At 37.1% G+C, this 21,871-nt stretch carries 20 protein-coding genes; 19 read left to right on the top strand and 1 reads right to left on the bottom strand.

All coding sequences use genetic code 11. The features are described 5' to 3' along the window. Positions 1-25: 25 nt before the first annotated feature. From FTU06_RS09995 to galE, 19 genes are all read left to right on the top strand, one after another. On the top strand, positions 26-565 hold the full coding sequence (locus FTU06_RS09995) for a serine O-acetyltransferase (RefSeq protein WP_180146377.1): 540 nt from the start codon (positions 26-28) through the stop codon (positions 563-565). A gap of 153 nt (positions 566-718) precedes the next feature. Then, positions 719-1,321 (top strand): sugar transferase, encoded by a 603-nt coding sequence (locus tag FTU06_RS09990; protein ID WP_180146374.1) that lies wholly within the window; start codon positions 719-721, stop codon positions 1,319-1,321. Continuing rightward, complete coding sequence (locus FTU06_RS09985; RefSeq protein WP_218954107.1) at positions 1,321-1,977, top strand: NeuD/PglB/VioB family sugar acetyltransferase; 657 nt, start codon at positions 1,321-1,323, stop codon at positions 1,975-1,977. Before FTU06_RS09990 ends, FTU06_RS09985 begins: the two co-directional genes overlap by 1 nt. Positions 1,978-2,012: 35 nt before the next feature. Next, positions 2,013-3,182, top strand: coding sequence for a DegT/DnrJ/EryC1/StrS aminotransferase family protein (locus FTU06_RS09980; protein WP_180146371.1), 1,170 nt, complete (start codon positions 2,013-2,015; stop codon positions 3,180-3,182). A gap of 59 nt (positions 3,183-3,241) precedes the next feature. Next, the gene (locus FTU06_RS09975) at positions 3,242-5,095 is read left to right on the top strand and encodes a nucleoside-diphosphate sugar epimerase/dehydratase (protein ID WP_180146369.1); all 1,854 of its coding nucleotides are present in this window, start codon (positions 3,242-3,244) and stop codon (positions 5,093-5,095) included. Between the two features lie 220 nt (positions 5,096-5,315). Continuing rightward, the gene (locus FTU06_RS09970; protein ID WP_180146366.1) at positions 5,316-6,485 is read left to right on the top strand and encodes a nucleotide sugar dehydrogenase; all 1,170 of its coding nucleotides are present in this window, start codon (positions 5,316-5,318) and stop codon (positions 6,483-6,485) included. Between the two features lie 5 nt (positions 6,486-6,490). Further along, on the top strand, positions 6,491-7,963 hold the full coding sequence (locus FTU06_RS09965; protein ID WP_180146364.1) for a lipopolysaccharide biosynthesis protein: 1,473 nt from the start codon (positions 6,491-6,493) through the stop codon (positions 7,961-7,963). Then, positions 7,960-9,036 carry a nitroreductase family protein gene (locus FTU06_RS09960; RefSeq protein WP_180146361.1) on the top strand — a complete coding sequence of 359 codons (1,077 nt, stop codon included), beginning with the start codon at positions 7,960-7,962 and terminating at the stop codon, positions 9,034-9,036. Before FTU06_RS09965 ends, FTU06_RS09960 begins: the two co-directional genes overlap by 4 nt. After that, complete coding sequence (locus FTU06_RS09955; protein ID WP_180146358.1) at positions 9,036-10,181, top strand: polysaccharide pyruvyl transferase family protein; 1,146 nt, start codon at positions 9,036-9,038, stop codon at positions 10,179-10,181. The genes FTU06_RS09960 and FTU06_RS09955 overlap by 1 nt, the downstream gene beginning before the upstream one ends. Positions 10,182-10,201: 20 nt before the next feature. Next, on the top strand, positions 10,202-11,101 hold the full coding sequence (locus FTU06_RS09950) for a glycosyltransferase (RefSeq protein ID WP_180146355.1): 900 nt from the start codon (positions 10,202-10,204) through the stop codon (positions 11,099-11,101). A 72-nt stretch (positions 11,102-11,173) separates the two neighbouring features. Then, positions 11,174-12,451: a hypothetical protein gene (locus tag FTU06_RS09945; protein ID WP_257234381.1), complete on the top strand. Its 1,278-nt coding sequence runs from the start codon at positions 11,174-11,176 to the stop codon at positions 12,449-12,451. A 20-nt stretch (positions 12,452-12,471) separates the two neighbouring features. Then, the gene (locus tag FTU06_RS09940) at positions 12,472-13,422 is read left to right on the top strand and encodes an acyltransferase (RefSeq protein ID WP_180146349.1); all 951 of its coding nucleotides are present in this window, start codon (positions 12,472-12,474) and stop codon (positions 13,420-13,422) included. A gap of 202 nt (positions 13,423-13,624) precedes the next feature. Next, positions 13,625-14,662: a glycosyltransferase family 4 protein gene (locus FTU06_RS09935; protein WP_180146346.1), complete on the top strand. Its 1,038-nt coding sequence runs from the start codon at positions 13,625-13,627 to the stop codon at positions 14,660-14,662. A 9-nt stretch (positions 14,663-14,671) separates the two neighbouring features. Beyond that, complete coding sequence (locus tag FTU06_RS09930) at positions 14,672-15,454, top strand: glycosyltransferase family 2 protein (protein ID WP_180146343.1); 783 nt, start codon at positions 14,672-14,674, stop codon at positions 15,452-15,454. 100 nt (positions 15,455-15,554) lie between these two features. Further along, positions 15,555-16,175 carry a sugar transferase gene (locus FTU06_RS09925; RefSeq protein ID WP_180146341.1) on the top strand — a complete coding sequence of 207 codons (621 nt, stop codon included), beginning with the start codon at positions 15,555-15,557 and terminating at the stop codon, positions 16,173-16,175. A 24-nt stretch (positions 16,176-16,199) separates the two neighbouring features. Then, positions 16,200-17,075, top strand: a complete 876-nt coding sequence (gene galU, locus FTU06_RS09920; RefSeq protein ID WP_180146338.1) for a UTP--glucose-1-phosphate uridylyltransferase GalU — start codon at positions 16,200-16,202, stop codon at positions 17,073-17,075. A gap of 12 nt (positions 17,076-17,087) precedes the next feature. Beyond that, positions 17,088-18,341, top strand: coding sequence for a nucleotide sugar dehydrogenase (locus FTU06_RS09915; protein ID WP_180146335.1), 1,254 nt, complete (start codon positions 17,088-17,090; stop codon positions 18,339-18,341). Between the two features lie 5 nt (positions 18,342-18,346). Further along, positions 18,347-20,014, top strand: a complete 1,668-nt coding sequence (gene pgi, locus FTU06_RS09910; protein ID WP_373684703.1) for a glucose-6-phosphate isomerase — start codon at positions 18,347-18,349, stop codon at positions 20,012-20,014. After that, a complete protein-coding gene (gene galE, locus FTU06_RS09905) occupies positions 20,007-21,023 on the top strand; it encodes a UDP-glucose 4-epimerase GalE (RefSeq protein ID WP_180146329.1) in 1,017 nt (338 codons plus the stop codon). The genes pgi and galE overlap by 8 nt, the downstream gene beginning before the upstream one ends. On the opposite strand, the gene FTU06_RS09900 is transcribed toward galE, so the two are convergent. Next, on the bottom strand, positions 21,016-21,837 hold the full coding sequence (locus FTU06_RS09900) for a hypothetical protein (RefSeq protein WP_180146326.1): 822 nt from the start codon (positions 21,835-21,837) through the stop codon (positions 21,016-21,018). The genes galE and FTU06_RS09900 overlap by 8 nt on opposite strands. Between the last annotated feature and the right edge of the window lie 34 nt (positions 21,838-21,871).

Genomic DNA, 21,871 nt, shown 5'->3' with positions numbered 1-21,871 from the left:
TCATCGAATTTTAGAGGCGATCCAGATGACTTTAAAATATATAAAAAGTGATTTATACCGCTATACGGGCAATCTTGGTTTTAAATCATTTTTGAAAACTTATTTATTCAATCGCGGTTTTAATTTTTCATTTTGGCTGCGTTTAGCCAGTGCAAAATCATTTTGGGCGAAGCTGGCTTATCCCATTTATTATTATAAAAAAAAGCAGTACGGCATAGATATTCATACCACAACTCAAATTGGCTATGGCTTGTTTATTGGTCATGGCGGGCCACTGGTTGTTAACCCTACGACTGTGCTTGGCAATAATGTGAATTTATCACAATTTACAACGATTGGTGCCAATGGTGGGCGTAAAGCTGCAGAAATTGGTGACAATGTTTATATTGGGCCGAATGTTTGCATCATTGAGCATGTCAAAATTGGCAATAATGCCACTATTGGTGCGGGCAGCGTTGTGACGAAAGATATTCCTGAAAATGCAACTGCAGTAGGAAACTACGCGAAGGTTATTAGCATGAATAATCCAGGTCATGCAGTCAATCGTCGTTGGACCGATCTCTAAACGACTATATTTTCGGGATCTTTTAGAATGGGGACTACTTGAGTCCCTTTGGCCGTTGAAATATTTTACAAATCTGATGGCGTCGAACAGGGTATAATCATTGCTAGAAATGGATACCATTCCCCCATCTTTATCTAACCTTAAGAGTGAACCATGTTAAAGCGCTTATTGGATATTGTTATCGCATCATCTGCGCTGGTGCTGCTGTCTCCTGTTTATGCTTTAGTGGCTTATAAGGTGAAAAAGAATTTAGGTTCGCCAGTCTTATTTCGTCAGCTACGTCCGGGTCTGCATGGCAAGCCCTTTGAAATGGTGAAGTTCCGAACCATGAAAGATGCGCTGGATGCTGAGGGCAACCCATTACCCGACAGCGAACGCCTCACCCCATTTGGCAAAATGCTCCGTGCCACCAGTTTGGATGAAATGCCTGAACTGTGGAATGTGATTAAAGGCGATATGAGCATTGTTGGGCCGCGTCCGCTGCTGATGGAATATTTACCGCTCTATAATCGTGAGCAAGCCAAGCGTCATCATGTGCGTCCGGGCATTACAGGTCATGCTCAAGTGAATGGTCGCAATGCCATTTCATGGGAAAAAAAGTTTGAACTCGATACTTGGTATGTGGAAAATCAGTCCTTATGGCTCGATTTTAAAATCATGCTAAAAACCGTGAAAAAAGTGATTGCCAAGGATGATATCAGTGCCGAAGGCGAAGCCACCATGACAAAATTTACCGGCACACCGGAACAAAAATAATGACAACACTCTATGCGATTTATGGGGCTTCAGGTTGTGGACGTAGCCTGATGCCTGTCGCGCGTCAGCAATTGGTACGTCAAGGTGATGCGTCTGAAATTATCTTTATCGATGATGCGTTAACAGAGATTGGTGTGGTGAATGGTCATCGTGCCATGAATTACTCAGCATTTTTAAATGAATCAGCATCGACAAAATACGTGCAAATTGCGATTGCCAATAGTCATGTACGCGAAAAAATTGCTCAGCGTTTAGAAGCAGATGGCATTCAGCTTTGGTCGATCGCTGCGGACCATGTGGTTTTAATGGATCAAATTGAACTCGCTGAAGGTTCTGCTTTGAGTCCCTTTGTCAGCATTGGCTCCAATGTCAAAATCGGCAAGTGTTTTCATGCCAATTTATACAGTTATGTCGAGCATGATTGTGTGATTGGGGATTTCGTTACTTTCGCGCCAGGCGTAAAATGCAACGGCAATATTCATATACACGCGCATGCCTATATTGGCGCGGGTGCGATGATTAAGCAGGGCACGCCTGATCAGCCTTTAGTGATTGGTGCAGGTGCGATTGTGGGTATGGGTGCTGTCGTGACCAAAAGTGTACCCGCAGGCGTCACCGTGGTGGGTAATCCTGCCCGAATTGTGACTTCAAAATAGATTTTTAAACTCGATTTTTAGACTGGGAAAATTCCATGTTAAACAGTGCATTTGAGCCTTGGCCAAGCTTTACCCAAGCAGAAGCCGACGCGGTGTCAAAAGTCCTATTATCCAATAAAGTGAATTATTGGACAGGTCAGGAATGCCGTGAATTTGAAAAGGAATTTGCACAGTTTGCAGGAACTCAGCATGCAGTTGCCGTTGCCAATGGTACAGTGGCACTCGATTTAGCCCTCAAAGCTTTGGGTGTGGGTGCAGGTGATGACGTGATTGTTACCTCACGTACGTTCTTGGCTTCAGCAAGTTCAATTGTCACCGCAGGTGCCAATCCGATTTTTGCCGATGTGGAACTCGATTCACAGAATATCTCACGCCGTAGCATTGAAGCAGTGATTACACCAAATACCAAAGCCATTATCTGTGTGCATTTGGCAGGGTGGATGTGTGATATGGATCCGATCATGCAATTGGCTGAGGAAAAAGGCATCTATGTGATTGAAGACTGTGCCCAAGCACATGGCGCGATGTACAAAGGTAAATCGGCAGGTTCAATTGGTCATATTGGGGCCTGGTCATTTTGCCAAGACAAGATTATGACTACAGGCGGTGAAGGTGGTATGGTCACCACCAATGATGAAGGTCTTTGGAAAACAATGTGGTCATATAAGGATCACGGCAAAAACTTTGATAGTGTCTATAACAAACAACATCCACCGGGCTTCCGTTGGTTACATGACTCATTTGGCACCAACTGCCGCATGATGGAAATACAAGCCGTGATTGGTCGTCTGCAACTCAAACAAATGTCTGAATGGACGGCAAAACGTAATACCAATATGGCACGTATCCAAGCCGTATTTGAAAGTAGCCCTTATTTTACCGTAGCGAAACCGTCAAACGATTATGTACATGCCGCTTATAAATGCTATGTACAAGTCAATATTGATGCTTTGCCTGAAGGCTGGTCACGTGATCGCATCATGGCGGAAATCAGCGCGCAAGCGGTACCATGTTTTAGCGGCTCATGCTCAGAAGTGTATTTAGAAAAAGCATTTGATGGTACGCCTTGGCGTCCTGCACAGTCTTTGCCGCAAGCTAAACAGCTCGGTACAACAAGCTTAATGTTCCTTGTACACCCAACCTTGTCTGAGCACAGCCTGCAGAAAACCGTGGATGCGATCCAAGCGGTGATCGCAAAAATTTAAACCAGAAAAGCACGTATAATATACGCGCGAATATTCCCTTGACCTGATTCGAGCACGTTGTGAAAGACATTATCCGATCTATAGCATCATTACCGCGTCGCCAAAAACAAATCGTTTTGGTGCTGATGGATATTTGTGTTTTACCGTTAATGATGTGGCTGGCTTATGCCATACGTTTGGCACGCCCGAATGTACAGGTCATGCAAGGACTGGATGCTTGGTATATTTATGTCGGTATTTTGGGCATTGCTATTTTTGCTTTGCTCGGAATTTACCGTGCAATTGTGCGTTCATTTAATGAAGACTACTTACTGCGAATTTTAATCGGAACATTTATTCAAATCGTGGCCTTATACACGATTAAAAAATTGAATGTTGCATTTATTCCCATGAGTATTCCGCTAATGTATGGCTTTATGCTGTTTTCATACATGTGGTGGAGCCGTGCAGTCATTCGTTATGCAACCTTAAAAACCTTTGCAAAAAAGCAAAGCCGTAAACGTGTTGCAATTTATGGCGCAGGCTTAGCAGGTCAGCAAATTGCCGCCGCTTTAAACCGTTCAGATGACTATTTACCGGTTTGTTTTATTGATGACAAACGCTCTTTACATGGACAGTCACTGAGTGGTTTAAAGATTTACTCACCGAAAAAAGCGCAAGCGAAACTTGGGAAATTCGGTATTGAGGAAGTTTTATTGGCAATGCCTTCTGTCGGTCGAACCCGTAAAAAAGAGATCATTGAATCGTTTGATTCAGCAGATGTCAAAATTATGGAGTTGCCGGGTGTAACCCAGTTGGTCGATGGTCAAGTCCAAGTCTCTGATATTCGTGAAGTGGATATTATTGATTTACTAGGACGTGATCCTGTACCACCTAAAGCTGAATTGTTAGAAAAGAATATTAAAAATAAAGTGGTCATGGTGACAGGGGCAGGAGGGTCGATCGGCTCTGAACTTTGCCGTCAGATTGTGAAGCATCAGCCGAAAATGTTGGTGCTGTTTGAAATGTCTGAATTTGCTTTGTACTCGATTGACCGTGAATTACAGGCATCTGATATACACATTATTCCAGTATTAGGTTCTGTCACCAATCAGTCAAAGCTGGAACGTATATTGCAACAGTATGCGGTACAAACGGTTTATCATGCTGCGGCCTATAAACACGTGCCACTTGTAGAGGCAAATCCATTTGAAGGGATTTACAATACTTCGATAGGTACACAGCGTAGTGTTGATGCTGCAGTGAATCAAAATGTGGAAACCTTTGTTTTAATTTCAACTGATAAGGCGGTACGTCCAACCAATGTTATGGGGGCATCTAAACGTATGGCAGAATTGTATTGTCAGGGCCTAGCGTCGACGAATCCAAAAACTCAAATTAGTATTGTGCGCTTTGGTAATGTACTTGGTTCGTCAGGTTCTGTCGTCCCTTTGTTTAAAAAGCAGATTGCTCAAGGCGGGCCTGTTACAGTAACGCACCCAGAAGTCACGCGTTATTTTATGACGATTCCTGAAGCAGCTCAGCTCGTGATTCAAGCAGGTGCGATGGGGACAGGTGGTGATGTATTTCTGCTTGATATGGGTGAGCCAGTTAAAATTGTAGACTTAGCTAAACAAATGATTCGTTTGAGTGGGTTTAAACCAATTGATGATAAAGGTATTGGTGATATTGCCATTCAATTTACTGGTTTGCGTCCAGGTGAGAAATTATATGAAGAGTTGTTGATTGATTCTGAAAATGTAGAAAAAACTGGACATGAAAGGATTTTAAAGTCTTTTGAGAAGTTTTATGGGATAAATGAAATGCGTAATATTTATCAGAATTTTGAATTGGAATATATGGCTGAAAGTTTTGATAATATTGGTAATATTCTTGAAAAACATGTGGATGGATACATGAATAAGAGGAAATAAATTGTGACTTTTATATTAAATTGTATATTTATATAAATGAACTTAGAATTTTTAATAAAAAAATATGTATAATCTTGTCCGTTAAATTCTAAACTTAATAATCATTTTTTGATGATTATTGGTATTTTACTAATTTTCAGTATAAAACATTATATAAATAGTTATACATGGATTGATTTCTAATTGTGTATCTATTTTGGAATAAGAGCGGTGACAATAGATGTCTAAAATAACAGTTGTAGGTACTGGCTATGTTGGTCTTTCAAATGCGATGCTTTTTGCAGTAAAGCATCAGGTAACGGCACTGGATATAGATGAAAACCGCGTTAGATTATTGAGAAAATTAGAGTCACCTATTCAGGATGAAATAATTGAGCAATATCTATTAAAAAAAGAAATTCACTTTAATGTGACATTGGATAAGGCTGAAGCTTATTTAGGTGCTGAATATATTATTATTGCGACACCAACCAATTATGATGAAAAAACTAATTATTTTGATACAAGTTCAATTGAACAAGTTTTAAATGATTTAAATGAAATTAATAGTAATGCAATTGTGATAATCAAATCGACGATTCCTGTTGGTTTTACTGCAAAAATGCAGAACTTATTTCCAAATTTAAAAATTGTTTTCTCTCCTGAGTTTTTGCGTGAAGGTAAGGCTCTATTTGATAACTTATATCCTTCGCGCATTGTTGTTGGTGATAAGTCGGAAATTGGTACTAAAATAGGTCAATTATTTCAGTCAGCTTGTCTGAAAGATGATGTTGCTGTTCTGCTTATGGATGCAACAGAAGCTGAAGCCGTTAAACTATTCTCAAATACATATTTGGCTATGCGTGTAGCATATTTTAATGAATTAGATAGCTATTGCGCACTCCGCGGTTTAAATGCCAAAGATATTATTCAGGCAGTTGGATTAGATCCTCGTATTGGCACACATTATAATAATCCCTCGTTCGGTTATGGTGGTTACTGTCTACCTAAAGATACAAAGCAGTTATTAGCAAATTATCAGGATGTTCCGCAAAGTTTAATCTCAGCAATTATTCAATCAAATACAACACGTAAAGATTTTATTGCAGAACAAATTATAGCTAGACAGCCCAAAACTGTTGGTATCTATCGTTTGGTCATGAAAGCTGGAAGCGATAATTTTAGACAGTCCGCGATTCAAGGTGTAATGAAGCGATTAAAAGCAAAAGGTATTCAGGTTATCGTTTATGAGCCAAATTTAACGGAAAGTACATTTTTTTATTCGCAGGTCGTTAGTGATTTAACCGAATTTAAACAGCAAGCGGATATCATTGTCACAAACCGTATGGTTGCTGATCTAGAAGATGTTCTTGAAAAAGTCTTTACTCGTGATTTGTTTGGTGCAGACTGATTGCTATGGCGGAAAAAATTTCTAAGTCAGACTTAGGAAAGAAAGCGGTTAAGAGTGGTGCCTTAACGATGATGGCGCAATTGATTAAAATTGTGCTGCAACTTGCTTCTATCATCATTCTTTCTCGTTTGCTATCGCCAGATGATTTTGGCCTGATCGCCATGGTGGTGGCGATCACCTCATTTATGCAATTGTTTCGTGATATGGGATTATCAACTGCATCTATTCAAAAAGGCGATTTAACCTATGATCAAACCAACGCATTATTTTGGTTAAATATAGCTATTGGTGCGCTATTAACAGTATTAACGATGTTATGCGCTCCATTGATCAGCTGGTTCTATGAACGCCCAGAATTGCAGGCTGTACTTATGGTGTTGTCCAGCACTTTTTTTATTTCCAGTGCGGGGGCACAGCATTCAGCTTTAATGCAACGAGAAATGCGATTTAGGCCTAAAGTCATCGCTGACATTACAGGGGCAGTAGCTACTTTAGTGGTATCAATTGTCATGGCTTTCTATGGCTACGGCTTTTGGGCATTGGCTTGGGGTACGGTCATTGGGGCAATAATTACTACTGTGATGTATTTTCTTGGCTCTAAATTTCGCCCCAGTCGTCCTAAAAAAACAGCAGGAATGCGTGAGCTCGTTGGCTTTGGTGCGAATGTTACTATTTTTGAATTAGTAAATTATTTTCATCGGAACTTGGATAATATCCTCATTGGTAAGGTCTGGGGGGCTGTGACCTTGGGGTTTTATAGCCGCGCTTACCAAATGATGATGTTGCCAATAGCAAGTCTTAGACAGCCAATTAATTCTGTGGCATATCCGGTACTTAGTAAATTACAGCACGATCCTATCGCTTTTAAAGCGTACTATCAAAAAATAGCAACTTTGTTGGCATTCTTATCTATGCCATTAATGGCATTTTTAGTCGTGAATGCTACAAATGTTGTAGCTGTTGCTATGGGCAAAGGTTGGGAGAAACTGATTCCTATTTTTGTATTGTTGGGAATCAGTGGCTTTATACAGCCTGTTGGTACATTACGCGGTCTAGTTCTTCTAAGCCTAGGGAAATCACGATTATATGTACTATGGGGTGTGGTCAATGCCATTATAGTGAGCATTGCTTTTGTTGTTGGTGTGCGCTGGAGTGCTGAGGGTGTCGCAGCAGCTTATGCTATTGCTAATTACTTATTAATTTATCCATCACTGTATTTCTTTTTTAAAGATACTCCGATCAAGCCGCGTGACTTTTTTTCATCTATTGCAATTCCCGCTATTGCCTCAATTCTGGCAGCGGCTGTAATGCATTGGGTGCAATTGTTGTGGATGACAGGCATTAATCAACCGTTAATACATTTGCTTGTTAGTGGTTTTATGTATCTGATTTTATTTGTATTGATGGTGTTGCTTCTGCCTAACGGTAAAATTACTTTACAGCAATATTTAAAAATAATAGGGACTATAGCCAAATGAGTTTACCTAAAAAACTGTTCCAATCTTTCAAGAAAATCATTAAAGCATTGTTGGAAAAGCTTGATGATATAGCGACTAATATTGCTGCCAATAGTTTATTTTTGTCCAATTTATATTATGCATTCCAATGGCGTTTTGGCTGGGAACACCGTGCTGTTTTGAGTGGTAAAAAAATCTATGCGCAATCTTTAAAAAATCCAATTTTTAATACTAGTTTATTGCGCCGAAACACCCATAGGCTGGAGAAAGGCTTATTGATGCGTCCACGTCGCGTACCGTTTGGTCTAAATTATATAGAAGAAACTGTTGATGCTTACATACGTGCAGTTGCATCTGATGCTGTTGAACCTAGAGAATTGGCATGGGCACGCGATGTTTTGCAAGAATATATGGCTATTACACCCAGCCACCCTATTATTGATCCATTAAGAGAGCTCATTGTTAAAGCCTCTTTATCCGTGCCGAAAGATGAAAGTGCACAATCAAAAATTCCATATCTGCGTTCTACTACCCCAACACCTGATATTAGCTATGACCAGTTGTTGACTTTGGCGAAATACCGCCGTTCAGTGCGCTGGTTTGAGGATAAGCCTGTATCACGTGATATTATTGATAAAGCTATTGAGGTTGCAGCATATTCTCCAACTGCTTGTAATCGGCAGCCTTATGAGTTTCGTATATTTGACGATAAGCAGCTAGTATCAGAATTAGCCAAGCTTCCTATGGGTACTGCAGGCTTTGGACAGCAAATTCCCTGCCTTACGGTAGTTGTTGGAAAATTACGAAATTATTATCATGAGCGTGACCGCCACTTGATTTATATTGATGGCTCATTGGCTATTATGTCGTTTATTAATGCACTGGAAGTGCAGGGAGTTGGCTCGTGTTGTTTAAACTGGCCTGATGTTCCTAAATTGGAAACAAAAATGGCGAAGCTTTTAAATTTAGCACCAGATGAGCGTCCGATAATGCTGATTGCTTTTGGTCATCCTGATCCCGAAGGAATGGTAGCTAATTCGACTAAAAAACCATTAAATCAAATACGTACATATAATAATTTAGGTGAAAAATAATGAGAAAAGCTAACGCTCCTATTATAGAAATCCATGGTACAGGCATACATAACCGTGGTGCAGAGTTGATGGCAATAGCTATATCTGAACGCATGCGCCATTATTATCCAGAAGCTAAGATTACAGTTCCTGCACATTTTGGTTCACCTAGTGATATTAAGCGTTATGAGTTTTTTGCAACTTTGGAAAAAGTGCGCAAAAAAGGTATTCCATCTTTATTGGGTTGCGCCTTAACTGGAAGAGTTATTCGTGCGAACCAAGTAAATGTGGTGCTGGATGCTTCTGGATTTGCTTTTTCTGATCAATGGGGAAGTGGTATTGCTGAGCGGTTAGTTGATAAAATGAATCAGCCAGTGAGAGCTAAACAGCTATTCATTATGCTGCCTCAAGCCTTAGGGGCTTTTGAGCAGACTCCAGTTAAGGCAGCTGTTACTAGACTTTTTCAACGTGCTGTTTTGGTATGTGCGCGTGATACACAATCATATAAGTTTAGTCAGCCTTTAATCCCAGATATAAACAAATTAAGACAATGCCCTGATTTTACAATTTTACTCAAACCAAAAGTAAAAAATACAATCCAATTACCGAAGCGCTTTGTGGCTATTGTACCTAATATGCGTATGGTGGATAAATCAGGTAGTGCCGAAGATTATCTCAACTTTTTAAAAGTTGCTATAGATTTGATTCAAGCGCAGAATATGCAGCCAATTTTTGTCGCCCATGATGCCAAAGAGGATCTAAATGTACTGCCAATGCTGGGCGGTCACTATGCTTCTTTACCAATTTATCAAGATGCTGATCCTTTAGTCTTAAAGTGGATTTTGGGGCAGGCGCGTTTTGTTATAGGTTCCCGTTTTCATGCGTTAGTGAGCACTTTATCGCAGGGTGTGCCATGTATTGGTGCAGGCTGGTCGCATAAATATCCTGAACTATTTGCTGATTTTTCAACTCGTGAAACACTTATAGATGATTTAAAAGACCTGCATGCTTTAGAAAAACAAATAGCGCTCTTGTCTGATGATGGTTATCGGATTGAAAAATCCGAAGTTATTTCTTTTGCTGCAGCTAATTTAAAACAGCAGGTCGAGCAAATGTGGGAAATGGTGCATTGTGCTATTGATAAACATTTGAAGTCAACTGATTGAAGTATGAGAATACTATAAATATGCAAAGTAACGCCGATAAGAATCTCTCGCCCTTAGTGACGGTTTATATTCCAACTTACAATCGTTATGATCTATTGCGGCGTGCTGTGGATTCAGTCCTGCAGCAAAGTCATCAAAATTTCGAACTCATTATTGTTGATGATTGTTCGACGGATAATACAATAGAATATTTACAAAAGCTTAGTGAGCAAGATCCACGTGTACGTTTTTTTACCAAAGAAAGCAACAGTGGTGCTTGCACCAGTCGAAACATTGCAATTAAGCATGCTGCAGGTGAATTTATTACAGGACTAGATGATGATGATTACTTTTTACCAAACCGCATTGAGGTTTTTGTTAAACAAGCTCATTTACTAGATGATTTTAGCTTTATCTACAGTAATAATTATCTCAAACATGGTGATTTACTGACTTTACCACGGTCACGTTTTTTACGACCTAAAATAGTGAGCGCAAATGATTTATTGCATGCAAACCTTGTTGGTAATCAATGTTTTATTCGTACAGAAAAAATGCAGGCAATAGGACTTTTTTCTGAAAAACTTAAAGCATGGCAAGATATGGATACATGGTACAGACTATTGTCAAATGACTATCATCATCGTGCTAAGCAAATAGAGGAGGTTACTTATGTACAAGATGTAACCCATGAATATAGTCGCATTTCAACGAATAATCGACTAAAAAAAATTATGAAAGTTTATCATACATTCTGTAGTCAAAATAAATTGTCTAAAAAACAACGTCAGATATTGGCTGGGCATTTGGCGTTTTATGGTATTAGAGTGCCGAATAAGGTATTTTTATACCGTATTTTATGTAGTTTCAATCTATATTTCTTATCGATAAATTTACGGTGGTTATTTAAAAATCATCGTAACACGGAAACCTATAAATAAAATAGGAAGTACGCTTCTTTTTAAGAATTATGAAAATTACTTAGACCATTGGATTTAATGTAGAAGATGTTTATGGGCTCAACCTTTAAAAATAGTAAAAATTATTTAATGATTTTTATTATTTTCTTTTTTCTTTTTGGTATGAAAACCCCGCTAGGCTCTTTGGCGCAAATATTGACAGCTGTTATTGTTGCTGCTGGTATAGTTGTTTATGGAAAATATTTAGTTAAGGCCGATAAGTTATTTTTCTTTCTGATGGCTTTTCTTATTTATGATTATCTTGTTTGTTTGACTTGGGTTGTCATGGCAGGAACATATGATTTTAAACTTTTGATAACAAAAACTAATTTAATAATATCAGTTGTTGCAACATACATTTTAAGTATATATTTTTTCAGAAACTATACTAAAAAGCAATTTTTTGTTTTCTTATCTATTGTTTTTTTAATTCAATCTTTAATTGTTGTTTTAATGTTATTAAATTCAGACATTGCCAATTTTATTACAACCTATACCAAAGATGAAAATGTTGTAGAGCGTATGATGGGTGCTTATTCTGGTGCTCGTGGATTGGGTATTGCAGATAGTGGTGCATTTGGTTTTTCAATTGTCATGGCATTGTTTCTCTTACTTACCTTCGCCAGTTATAAAAAAGGTTATATTAATGGTAGATATTTCTTTATTGTTATTTCATTGGGTTTAGTTGCATCCATTAGTGCGGGGCGGGTTGCAATGCTTGGTATGTTTATGGGGTTGTTTTTGTGGACTTTATACTTTAAAAAAATAAAAATATTAAGATTAGCTACTTTAACTTTATGTGGTTTTGTATTGCTATTTTCATTTTTGATCAGCTTGCGACATACCGTGATCGAACATCAAGCTTTAGCAACATTTTATAATTATAGTATGGAGCCTATTTTTAACTATATTGACTATGGTGAGTTTAGTTCAAGTTCAACTGATCACTTAGAAACAATGTATTTCCCACTTACAGAAAAACAATGGTTATTGGGAGATGCAAAATATATGAATGGTATTTACTATTATATGAATACCGATGCAGGATATATGCGGTTTGCATTGTTTTATGGTGCTATTAACTCATTTATTTACTATCTATTCTTTATTATTTTTTCAGCATATGCTTGTAAAAAAATTAATAATTTAGATGAAAAAATAATAATTGTATTAATGGTTTTATTGTCATTCCTTCTGCACTACAAAGCTGAAGTAATCTTACTGGCTATTGCATATAATAAGCTTTTATTGTTGGTGGTTTTTTTCTTGTATGCAAAATCAATAAGTGCGAAACAGAGAGAGTCAACATTTTCAATTAGATATGACCACTGATTTAAATTTGGATAATAAACATGTTAAATAATATACAAGTCCTGCGGGCATTTGCAGCAATAATTGTTGTTATATTTCATATTGCAATTGCTGGGGAGTCTTATAAGATTCCATCTGAAATACTTGGTTTAACAGGTTCATTTGGACGAAGTGGTGTTGATATTTTTTTTGTTATTAGTGGTTTTATTATGGTGTATACACAGCATAATAAAAGTACATCACCTGTAAAATTTATTAAGGATAGAGTTATTAGAATTGTGCCAATATATTGGTTTTATTCAGTATTGCTCTTGATGTTATATTTATTAATCCCATCAGCTTTTAGAGAGTTTGAACCAAATAAGAGTTTTATTTTATCTTCATTTCTTTTTTCTAGTGAGTGGGTATTTAGTAAGCATCCTTTGCTATATGTAGGATGGACGTTAGAGTATGAGATGCTTTTTTATGTGGTCTTTTCAATTTCTTTGGTATTTTCCGAGTTGAAATATAGATTTATTATTCCGGTGCTATTTATTTTGTTATTACCATTATTAAAAAATATTGATTTTATAATATATGAGTTTTTATTTGGAATGCTAGTTGCAAAATTGTATCTAAGTGGGTTTCTGAAATCACAAGGTTTTCTAGTTTTTGGTTTTGGTTTGGCTCTGTTGTACGTATTTTTATTATTGCCTTATGAGTTACATAGAGTATTATTGTTTGGATTGCCGGCATTTTTTATTGTACTTAGTGTTTTATATTTACCTATAATAAAGAATAAATTGTTGCTTCATTTGGGAAATGCGTCATATAGCATTTATTTAATACAAGTATTTACCATCCCAACTTCCTATAAGTTTGGAACTATGTATTTGACATTTTTGGATGCAAATGTAATAGCGATTTTAGCACTATTGGTTACACTTGTTGGTGGAAGCTTATCCTATATATGTGTTGAACGGCCAATTACAAAATTTCTAAAAAAGTATTAAAATATTAATGTATTGGTGTAATGTATTGATTTTTTATTCTTATCATTAAGTGAGAGGGTTATATTTCATGTTTTAGCTCTCTATTTATTATCAACTTATTTGGAGAGGTTTTATTTATTAATGATTTATAATCAAGATTTTAAGGTTATTTTGTTTGTTTTGAGTCCTCTATTTTTTATTCTTAAATTGTTGGAGAGATGTGATGTCTAGTGCTGTTATCGGTTATTTTGGTTATGATACTAATCAATTGGATGGACAAACGATTAAAACTCGTGAAGTTTATGAATTGATTAGATTGGAAATAGATGCTGATGTCTCATACTTTGATACTGAGTCATTAAAAAAAAATAAGTTATATTTGTTTTCTCTAATTAAGATGATTATTCGGTCAGACAAAATTTTTTACTTGCCAGGACAGAGTAATCTTAAATATATTTTTCCTCTAATTTTTATGTTGACCTCTATTTTTAGAAACAAGATTTATATGCTTGCAGTTGGAGGGTGGTTGTACGAATTTGTTATAAAGCATCCTTTGTTAAAATCAATGCTTAAGAAATTACCTTGTATATTGGTTGAAACTAACTTTCTGAAACAAAATTTAAGCAAAATTAATTTTCATAACGTTGATATTATTCCTAATTTTCGCGATCATGATTTTAATATAACTGCAGATCAGTTAGAAGTATCTAAAAATAGTTTGTCTCTTGTATTTATGGCTAGAGTAATGCAGGAAAAGGGTTTGGATACTATGTTTGAATATGCAGAGTTATTGCAAAAAGACCCTTATTCTACGCCTGTTACCTTGGATATTTATGGTCCGATCGCTGAAAAATATTGTGACGTTTTAAAAAAAGAATTAAAAAAATATGAATTTATTAAATATAAAGGGGTGGTAAATAGTAAGGATGTTCATAAAGTATTAAGTAAATATGATGTTCTTGTTTTTCCAACATATTATCAAGGGGAGGGATTTCCTGGTACAGTAATCGATTCATATATTTCTGGTGTCCCGGTTATTGCAACACGCTGGAAGCAAATTCCTGAGTTTGTAAAAGACGGTAAAACAGGGTTTTTAGTAGAAGTTAAAAATGCAGTAGAAATTTATGAAGTGGTTGGTCAATTAGTAGATGATAAAGATAAATTACTGGCGCTTAAATGTAACGCTTTAGCTGAAAGTAAAATATATTCAAAAGAAATTGCTCTGGAGATTATTCGGAACAAGATTAAATCTAATTCATAGGATAAAGTAATGAGTATATCATCTTTAGTTTCTGTTATTACTCCGCTTTATAATGCCGAGGCTTATATTGGAAAAACTATTACTTCAGTTTTAGCACAAAGTTATTCAAATTTTGAATTAATTGTAGTTGATGACTCTTCAAGTGATGATTCTTGTTCTATTGTTAATGTTTTCGCTCAATTAGACCAACGAATAAAATTAATAAAACTAGAAAAAAATTCAGGTGCGGCCGTAGCGCGAAATACAGGAATCGAGCATGCAACAGGTCGCTTTATTGCTTTTTTAGACAGCGATGACACGTGGCATCCTGAAAAACTAGAAAAACAGTTGGATTTTATGCTTAAAAATGAATATGCGTTTACATATACGAAATATCATCAGGTTAATGAAAATGGTGAATTGATAGGGGAGTTACATTTCCCTACGCAAACCAATTATCATAATTTGTTAAAAACGTGTTTCATTGGTTGTTTGACTGCCATTTATGATACCCATAGACTTGGGAAGGTTTATTTTCCATTAATTCGTAAACGTCAAGATTTTGCTTTATGGTTAAAGATATTAAAACAAGTCGACCAGGCATATTGTGTACCTGAAGACTTAGCTAGTTACACCGTTCGATCAGACTCTATATCTGCCAATAAATTAAAAGCAGCTCAATATAATTGGCACTTATACAGAAATATTGAAAAGCTTAATATTTTAAAAAGTATTTATTATTTCTCTCATTATGCAATTAGAGGTATAATAAGAAGCAAGTTCAAGGTGCTCTCAAAAGCTTTAAAATTGTAATTTTAGAAGTTATTATATTATAATTTGTAAAGATTCAACAAAATCTAATTTTTAAAAAGTAGATTAATCAAATATGTTTTTTTGAACCTAAGGGGGAGAAATGAAACGCTTATTAGATATTTTTATTGCATTATTTGCTTTAATTATTTTATCTCCTATCTTCATATTTGTTATTTACAAAGTTCGTAAAAATTTAGGCTCGCCAGTCTTTTTTTACCAAGAACGTCCTGGTAAGAATGCTAAAATTTTCAAAATGATAAAATTTAGATCAATGCTTGATTCTGTTGATAAGCATGGTAACCCATTACCGGATGATCAGCGAATCACTCCTTTTGGCCATAAATTGCGTTCAACCAGCCTAGATGAAATGCCTCAACTGATTAATGTTCTAAAAGGAGATATGAGTATTGTGGGACCGCGTCCTCAAATGAAAGATTTTTTGGAACACTACACCGCTGAGCAAATGCGACGACATGAAGTAAAGCCCGGTATGACCGGACTTGCACAAGTCAGTGGACGTAATAATCTTTCTTGGGAAGAGAAATTTGCTTTAGATGTTCAGTACGTTGATACACACTCTCTTCTCCTAGATTTCAAAATTATGTTTAAGACTGTTGAAGTCATGTTAAAGAAAGAAGGTATTAATGCTCCTGATCAAGAGGTTGGAGCTGTACGTTTTTCAAGCCAAAATAATTCTCAGTCTGAATCAATTCGTAAATAATTTATTTTTATCACAATGAATCATATGATCAAAAAAGCTATTCTCCCCGTTGCAGGTTTAGGTACACGTTTTTTACCGGCGAGCAAGTCTATACCCAAAGAAATGGTCACAGTGGTTGACCGTCCAGCCATTGAATATGTTGTAAAAGAGGCAGTTACTGCTGGTATTGAACAAATTATTCTTGTCACCCACTCTTCAAAAGCTTCGATTGAAAATTACTTTGATCGAAATTTTGAGCTAGAAACCACCCTAGAAAATAAAAAGAAATTTGATTTACTCAAAGAGATTACCGAAATTTTACCGCCACATGTGAGTGTAATCAGTGTGCGCCAACCTCAGCCACTTGGTTTAGGTCATGCTGTACTGTGTGCCAAAGCTGTAGTAGGCGATGATGATTTTGCCGTGCTTTTACCAGATGTTCTTGTAAAAGATTCATCAGAAACCAATGATTTGAGTTTAATGATTCAACGTTTTGATGAAAGCCATGCATCACAAATTATGGTGGAAGCTGTACCTGATCATCTAGTGGATCAATATGGAATTGTGGATGTAGCTTCTACACCTGCCGAAGGGCATAGCATTCAAATGCAAGGTATCGTGGAAAAACCCGCCGTCGGCACTGCGCCATCAAATTTATCGGTAGTGGGCCGCTATATTTTACCTGCCAAAATTATGCAATTACTTGAAAACACGCCTAAAGGGGCAGGTAATGAGATTCAGCTGACCGATGCAATTGCAGCTTTGCAAGCGACCGATACAGTGGAAGCCTATCGGATGAAAGGTCAAACTTTTGATTGCGGTAGTAAATTGGGCTATCTCAAAGCAGTTTTACATTATGGCGTAGACCATCCAAAATTAGGTGAGGAATTTAAAGCGCTGATCAAAGAACTAAAACTATAAAAAGAGATTGATATGAAGGTTGCAGTTTTTGGACAAACACTTTTTTCAGGTGTATTTGCTGCTTTGCTAGCAGAATGCGGTCATCACGTTTTTTGGTATGAACCACTGAAAATGTATGAAAGCGAACATGTGTATATACAAGATGAAGCTGTAAAAAATCTACTCAATAAACAACAAAGTAGTTTTTTAAAATACTGCGACTTTAATGATATTCCTTTAGATGCAGATGCCTATTTCTTCAGTTTTAACCCTGCCGAAGAAAAGCAATGTATTGAAATTCTTCAAAACATCAAACAACGTCCCATTATTCACCCTAAATTGATGATCAATGCGTCTACTTTAGGACTGCATGGTACAGAAAAGTTTGTAAAAATTTTGCATGAAGATGAGTGGGTCTATTTACCCGACATGATTCAGGAAGGAAACGCGTTACAAAGCTTTGCCCAAGCCAAGCAGTTGATTGTTGGGGCTGCATCGGATGTTGCTCAAATTAAAATTAAGGAACTCTTACGCCCTTTATTCCCACGTCAGCAGCAGTATCTTTTTATGCCCATTTTAGATGCTGAATTTACTAAGTTGAGTATCTCTGGCATGTTGGCGACACGAATTAGTTATATCAATGACTTGGCAATGGTTGCTGAGAAATTAGGCATTGATATTGAGTCAGTTCGTCAGGGGATGGCTGCGGATAACCGTATTGGTGGATCTTATCTCTATCCGGGTGCAGGCTTTGGTGGAGAAAATTTTTCACATGATATTCAGACCCTAACGCATACGGTGTCAGGTGTTGGTGCAAATAGCCAATTACTAGCTCAAGTTTGGGAAATTAATGAGCAGCAAAAAGAAGTTTTATTCCGCAAATTATGGAATTATTATCATGGTGATTTAAAAGGGAAAACTGTTGCAATATGGGGCGCTGCATTTAAAGAAAAAACCTCCAGTACGCGACAATCTCCTATTCATGCCATGTTGGCAGCACTATGGGCTCAAGGTGTAAAAGTTAAATTACACGACCCTCAAGCCTTGGAAGAAATTAAAAAAATATATGGTGAGCGACCTGATCTTATATATTGCACAGAGCAATATGAGGCAGTGCAAGATGCACATGCTTTGTGTTTATTGACTGCATGGAAACAATATTGGAGTCCAAATTATACCGAATTGCTTAAAACCATGCAGCATCCGCTTATTTTGGATGGGCGCAATATTTATGATCCAGCATATGTGAAGTCTCAAGGTTTTGCATATATGGGGGTAGGACGTTAATGGCTATGAAAACTCAACCCTATACGGTCGAACATTTAGATTCAGTTTTAGGCAGTCTTCATAGTTTGAAAACTGAATTTGAAAATAAGCATTTAACAGAACTCTTTGCTGAAGACCCTCAGCGATTCGAAAAATTCTCTGTGCCTTTAGAGCCGGTGGTTTTTGATTTTAGTAAACATAGAGTCAATCAGCCCGTTGTCAAAAATCTAGTCCAGTGGGCACAGACACAAGATTTAACGTCGTGGATAAAGCGTTTATTTTCTACTGAAGAAATTAACTATACCGAACAGCGTGCAGCCATGCATTGGGCGCTACGGTTACCTAAAGATGATCAGTCTCATCCTGAATTAGCAGAACAAGTGCATACACAACTTGAGCGTATGTATGCTTTGGTAGAAAAAATTCATGCTGGCCAGTGCCGCGGCGCAACGGGTGAAGTCATTCAAGATGTGGTCAATATTGGTGTCGGAGGGTCAGACTTAGGACCACTGATGGTGAGTCATGCCTTATCTGATTTCAAAAAATCCACACATAAGCCACTCGATGTACATTTTGTTTCAACTATTGATGGTAGTCAGCTTTCAGATTTATTGCATCAACTTCGCCCCGAAACCACGCTGTTTATTATTTCTTCAAAATCGTTCGGGACCATTGATACCTTATCCAATGCGCAAACAGTGCGTTTATGGCTCGAAAAAGCACTTGGACAAGAATCACAAATTTTAAAGCATCATTTTATTGGCGTATCTACCAAAGCAGATAAAATGACAGAATGGGGTATTGCAGCCGAAAACCAATTTTTGCTCTGGGATTGGGTAGGCGGTCGTTATTCACTTTGGTCATGTATTGGTTTACCGATTGCACTGACAATTGGTGTTGATGGCTTTAAACAACTGTTAGCTGGCGCATATGCAGTAGACCAGCATTTTCAGACGGCACCTTTCGAACAAAATATTCCTGTATTAATGGGCTTATTGGGTGCGTGGAATAATAATTTCCTTGATATTCAGACTCATGCAGTACTGCCCTATGATGGGCGTTTGAAATATTTCGCCTCTTATTTGCAGCAGTTAGAAATGGAATCGAATGGTAAATCGATTCAACGCGATGGGAAAAAAGTAGATCTAGACACTTGTCCGATTATATGGGGAGAAGTGGGACCCAATGCGCAGCATGCTTTTTATCAATTGTTGCATCAAGGTAGTCAAGCAGTGAGTTGTGATTTTATTGCGCCAGTGCAGCGCTATCAGGCACAACAATTTACCTATGTCGATAATGCAGAGGCGCTGGTGGAACAGCATCATTTGGCCTTATCCAATTGTTTGGCTCAATCGCGCTTACTGGCATTTGGTAATCAAGCTTTAAATCAACAAGAAGTACAAGATTTGCCGGAATATAAACAATATGAAGGCAATCAACCAAGTTCAACCATTTTATTGCAAGAGCTAAATCCATATAGTTTGGGCATGTTGATTGCAATGTATGAACATAAAGTTTTTGTACAGTCGGTGCTTTGGAACATTAACCCGTTTGATCAATGGGGTGTAGAAAAAGGTAAGGAAATTGCCAATCAGCTACTTCCAATATTAAATGGTGATCGAAAGGATATTGCGGATTTAGATGGTTCAACGCAAGGCTTACTACAAATATTATTAGGAAAAACCAATGGCTAAAATTTTAGTAACAGGTGGTGCAGGTTATATTGGTTCACATACTTGTATTCAACTTTTGAGCGCAGGGCATGACGTTGTTGTACTGGATAATTTGTCCAACAGTTCTGTCGAATCCTTAGCACGTGTTCAAGCGTTGGCAGCTAAAACATTAGATTTTGTTGAAGGTGATATTCTCGATCAGCAAATTTTAGATCAAATTTTTCAGCATCATTCTATTGATGCTGTGATTCACTTTGCAGGTTTAAAAGCTGTGGGTGAAAGCCAAAAAAAGCCACTAAAATATTTTGAAAATAATATCTCAGGTTCTATTAGCTTAGTTAAAGCGATGGAGCGTGCTCAAGTCTTTAAGTTGGTCTTTAGTTCATCGGCAACCGTTTATGATGAAGCCAATATTTCACCCTTGAATGAAACCATGCCTACAGGTATGCCAAGTAATAACTATGGCTATACCAAACTGATTGTCGAGCAATTACTAGAAAAATTATCGGCTGCAGATGAGCGCTGGTCAATCGCTTTGCTGCGTTATTTTAACCCTGTAGGGGCACATCAAAGTGGTCAAATGGGTGAAGACCCACAAGGGATACCCAATAATTTGATGCCTTATGTCACACAGGTGGCAGTCGGCCGTCGTGATAAGTTGTCAATTTTTGGCAATGATTATGATACGGTAGATGGAACTGGTGTACGTGACTATATACATGTTGTAGATTTAGCGAATGCGCATTTATGCGCCTTAAACAATCGCCTAAATGCTACAGGCTGCCGTGCGTGGAATATTGGCACTGGCAATGGGATTTCAGTAAAACAAATTCGGGATACTTTTGAGAAGGTAAATGGTGTTGAGATACCATTTGAATATGTACCTCGTCGAGAAGGTGATGTTGCAACTTCATTTGCTGATAATGCCCGTGCTATCGCAGAGTTAGATTGGCAGCCTCAATATGGTTTAGAAGATATGTTGAAGGATAGCTGGAACTGGCAAAAGCAAAATCCGAATGGTTTTAATTAGCCTTACTAAAATTTAGCAGTGCTTTAGAACTTCCTTGTTGCGAATTAAATATAGGGGGACTTGAGTCCTTTAATTTACCGACACTTGTATCCCATATAATAACCCCATCAACTCCTTTTGACTTAATATAATTGAGCCGTCTTAATGCTTCTTGCTCAGAAAGAGGCTCAATAATTTTTTCTTGACCTTTTTCTTTGGTAATATATGTGATAGAAAAATAAGGAATAATTTTTACATCATACTTTTGGGCATATTTTTTTGCTTCACTGATTTGTAGGTCAACACGATTTTTCCAATCATTGAAGTTTCTAATATTAAAGTTATATATAACAGGATTTAGAAAATTAACTTGAGAAGCAACAGCTTCATAGCGTTGATTCAAATTTATGAATTTTTGGCGTATCTTATTATTTACTATTTCAGTACGGGGTAGTCCTTGGGGGAGTACTCCGTAGACACCAACTGGCGCCTTTCCTCCAAATTGATGATAAAGCTCGAGAGTTTTTTGAACAATAGGAAGAACGGTTTGAGGCTGAAATCTGTTTCCAACTTCAATATCAAATGATATTGGGATATTTGGATATTTCGAAGCTTTATCAGCAATAATTTTAATCTTTTGAGCATCAGGGATTCCATTTGTAAGGAATCTTTTATGATAGACAACATCTATGGGTTTAATATTCTGTGTACTTAAGTACTGTTGTAGCTGGTTTGGATCAGAAATTAAGACGCCGTTACCATTAGTAAAATTTTTCCATTTAATAAATTGGTAAACTTCAAAGCAGTAAGCATTACTTGAAAAAAAATAAGACAAACAATTAAATTTTTCATATGGATGCTCAAAGTTA

The organism is Acinetobacter sp. YH12052 (assembly GCF_013419835.1).
GTDB lineage: Bacteria > Pseudomonadota > Gammaproteobacteria > Pseudomonadales > Moraxellaceae > Acinetobacter > Acinetobacter amyesii.
The sequence above is the reverse complement of the archived record's forward strand: the minus strand, read 5'-3'. Positions and strand labels throughout refer to the sequence as shown.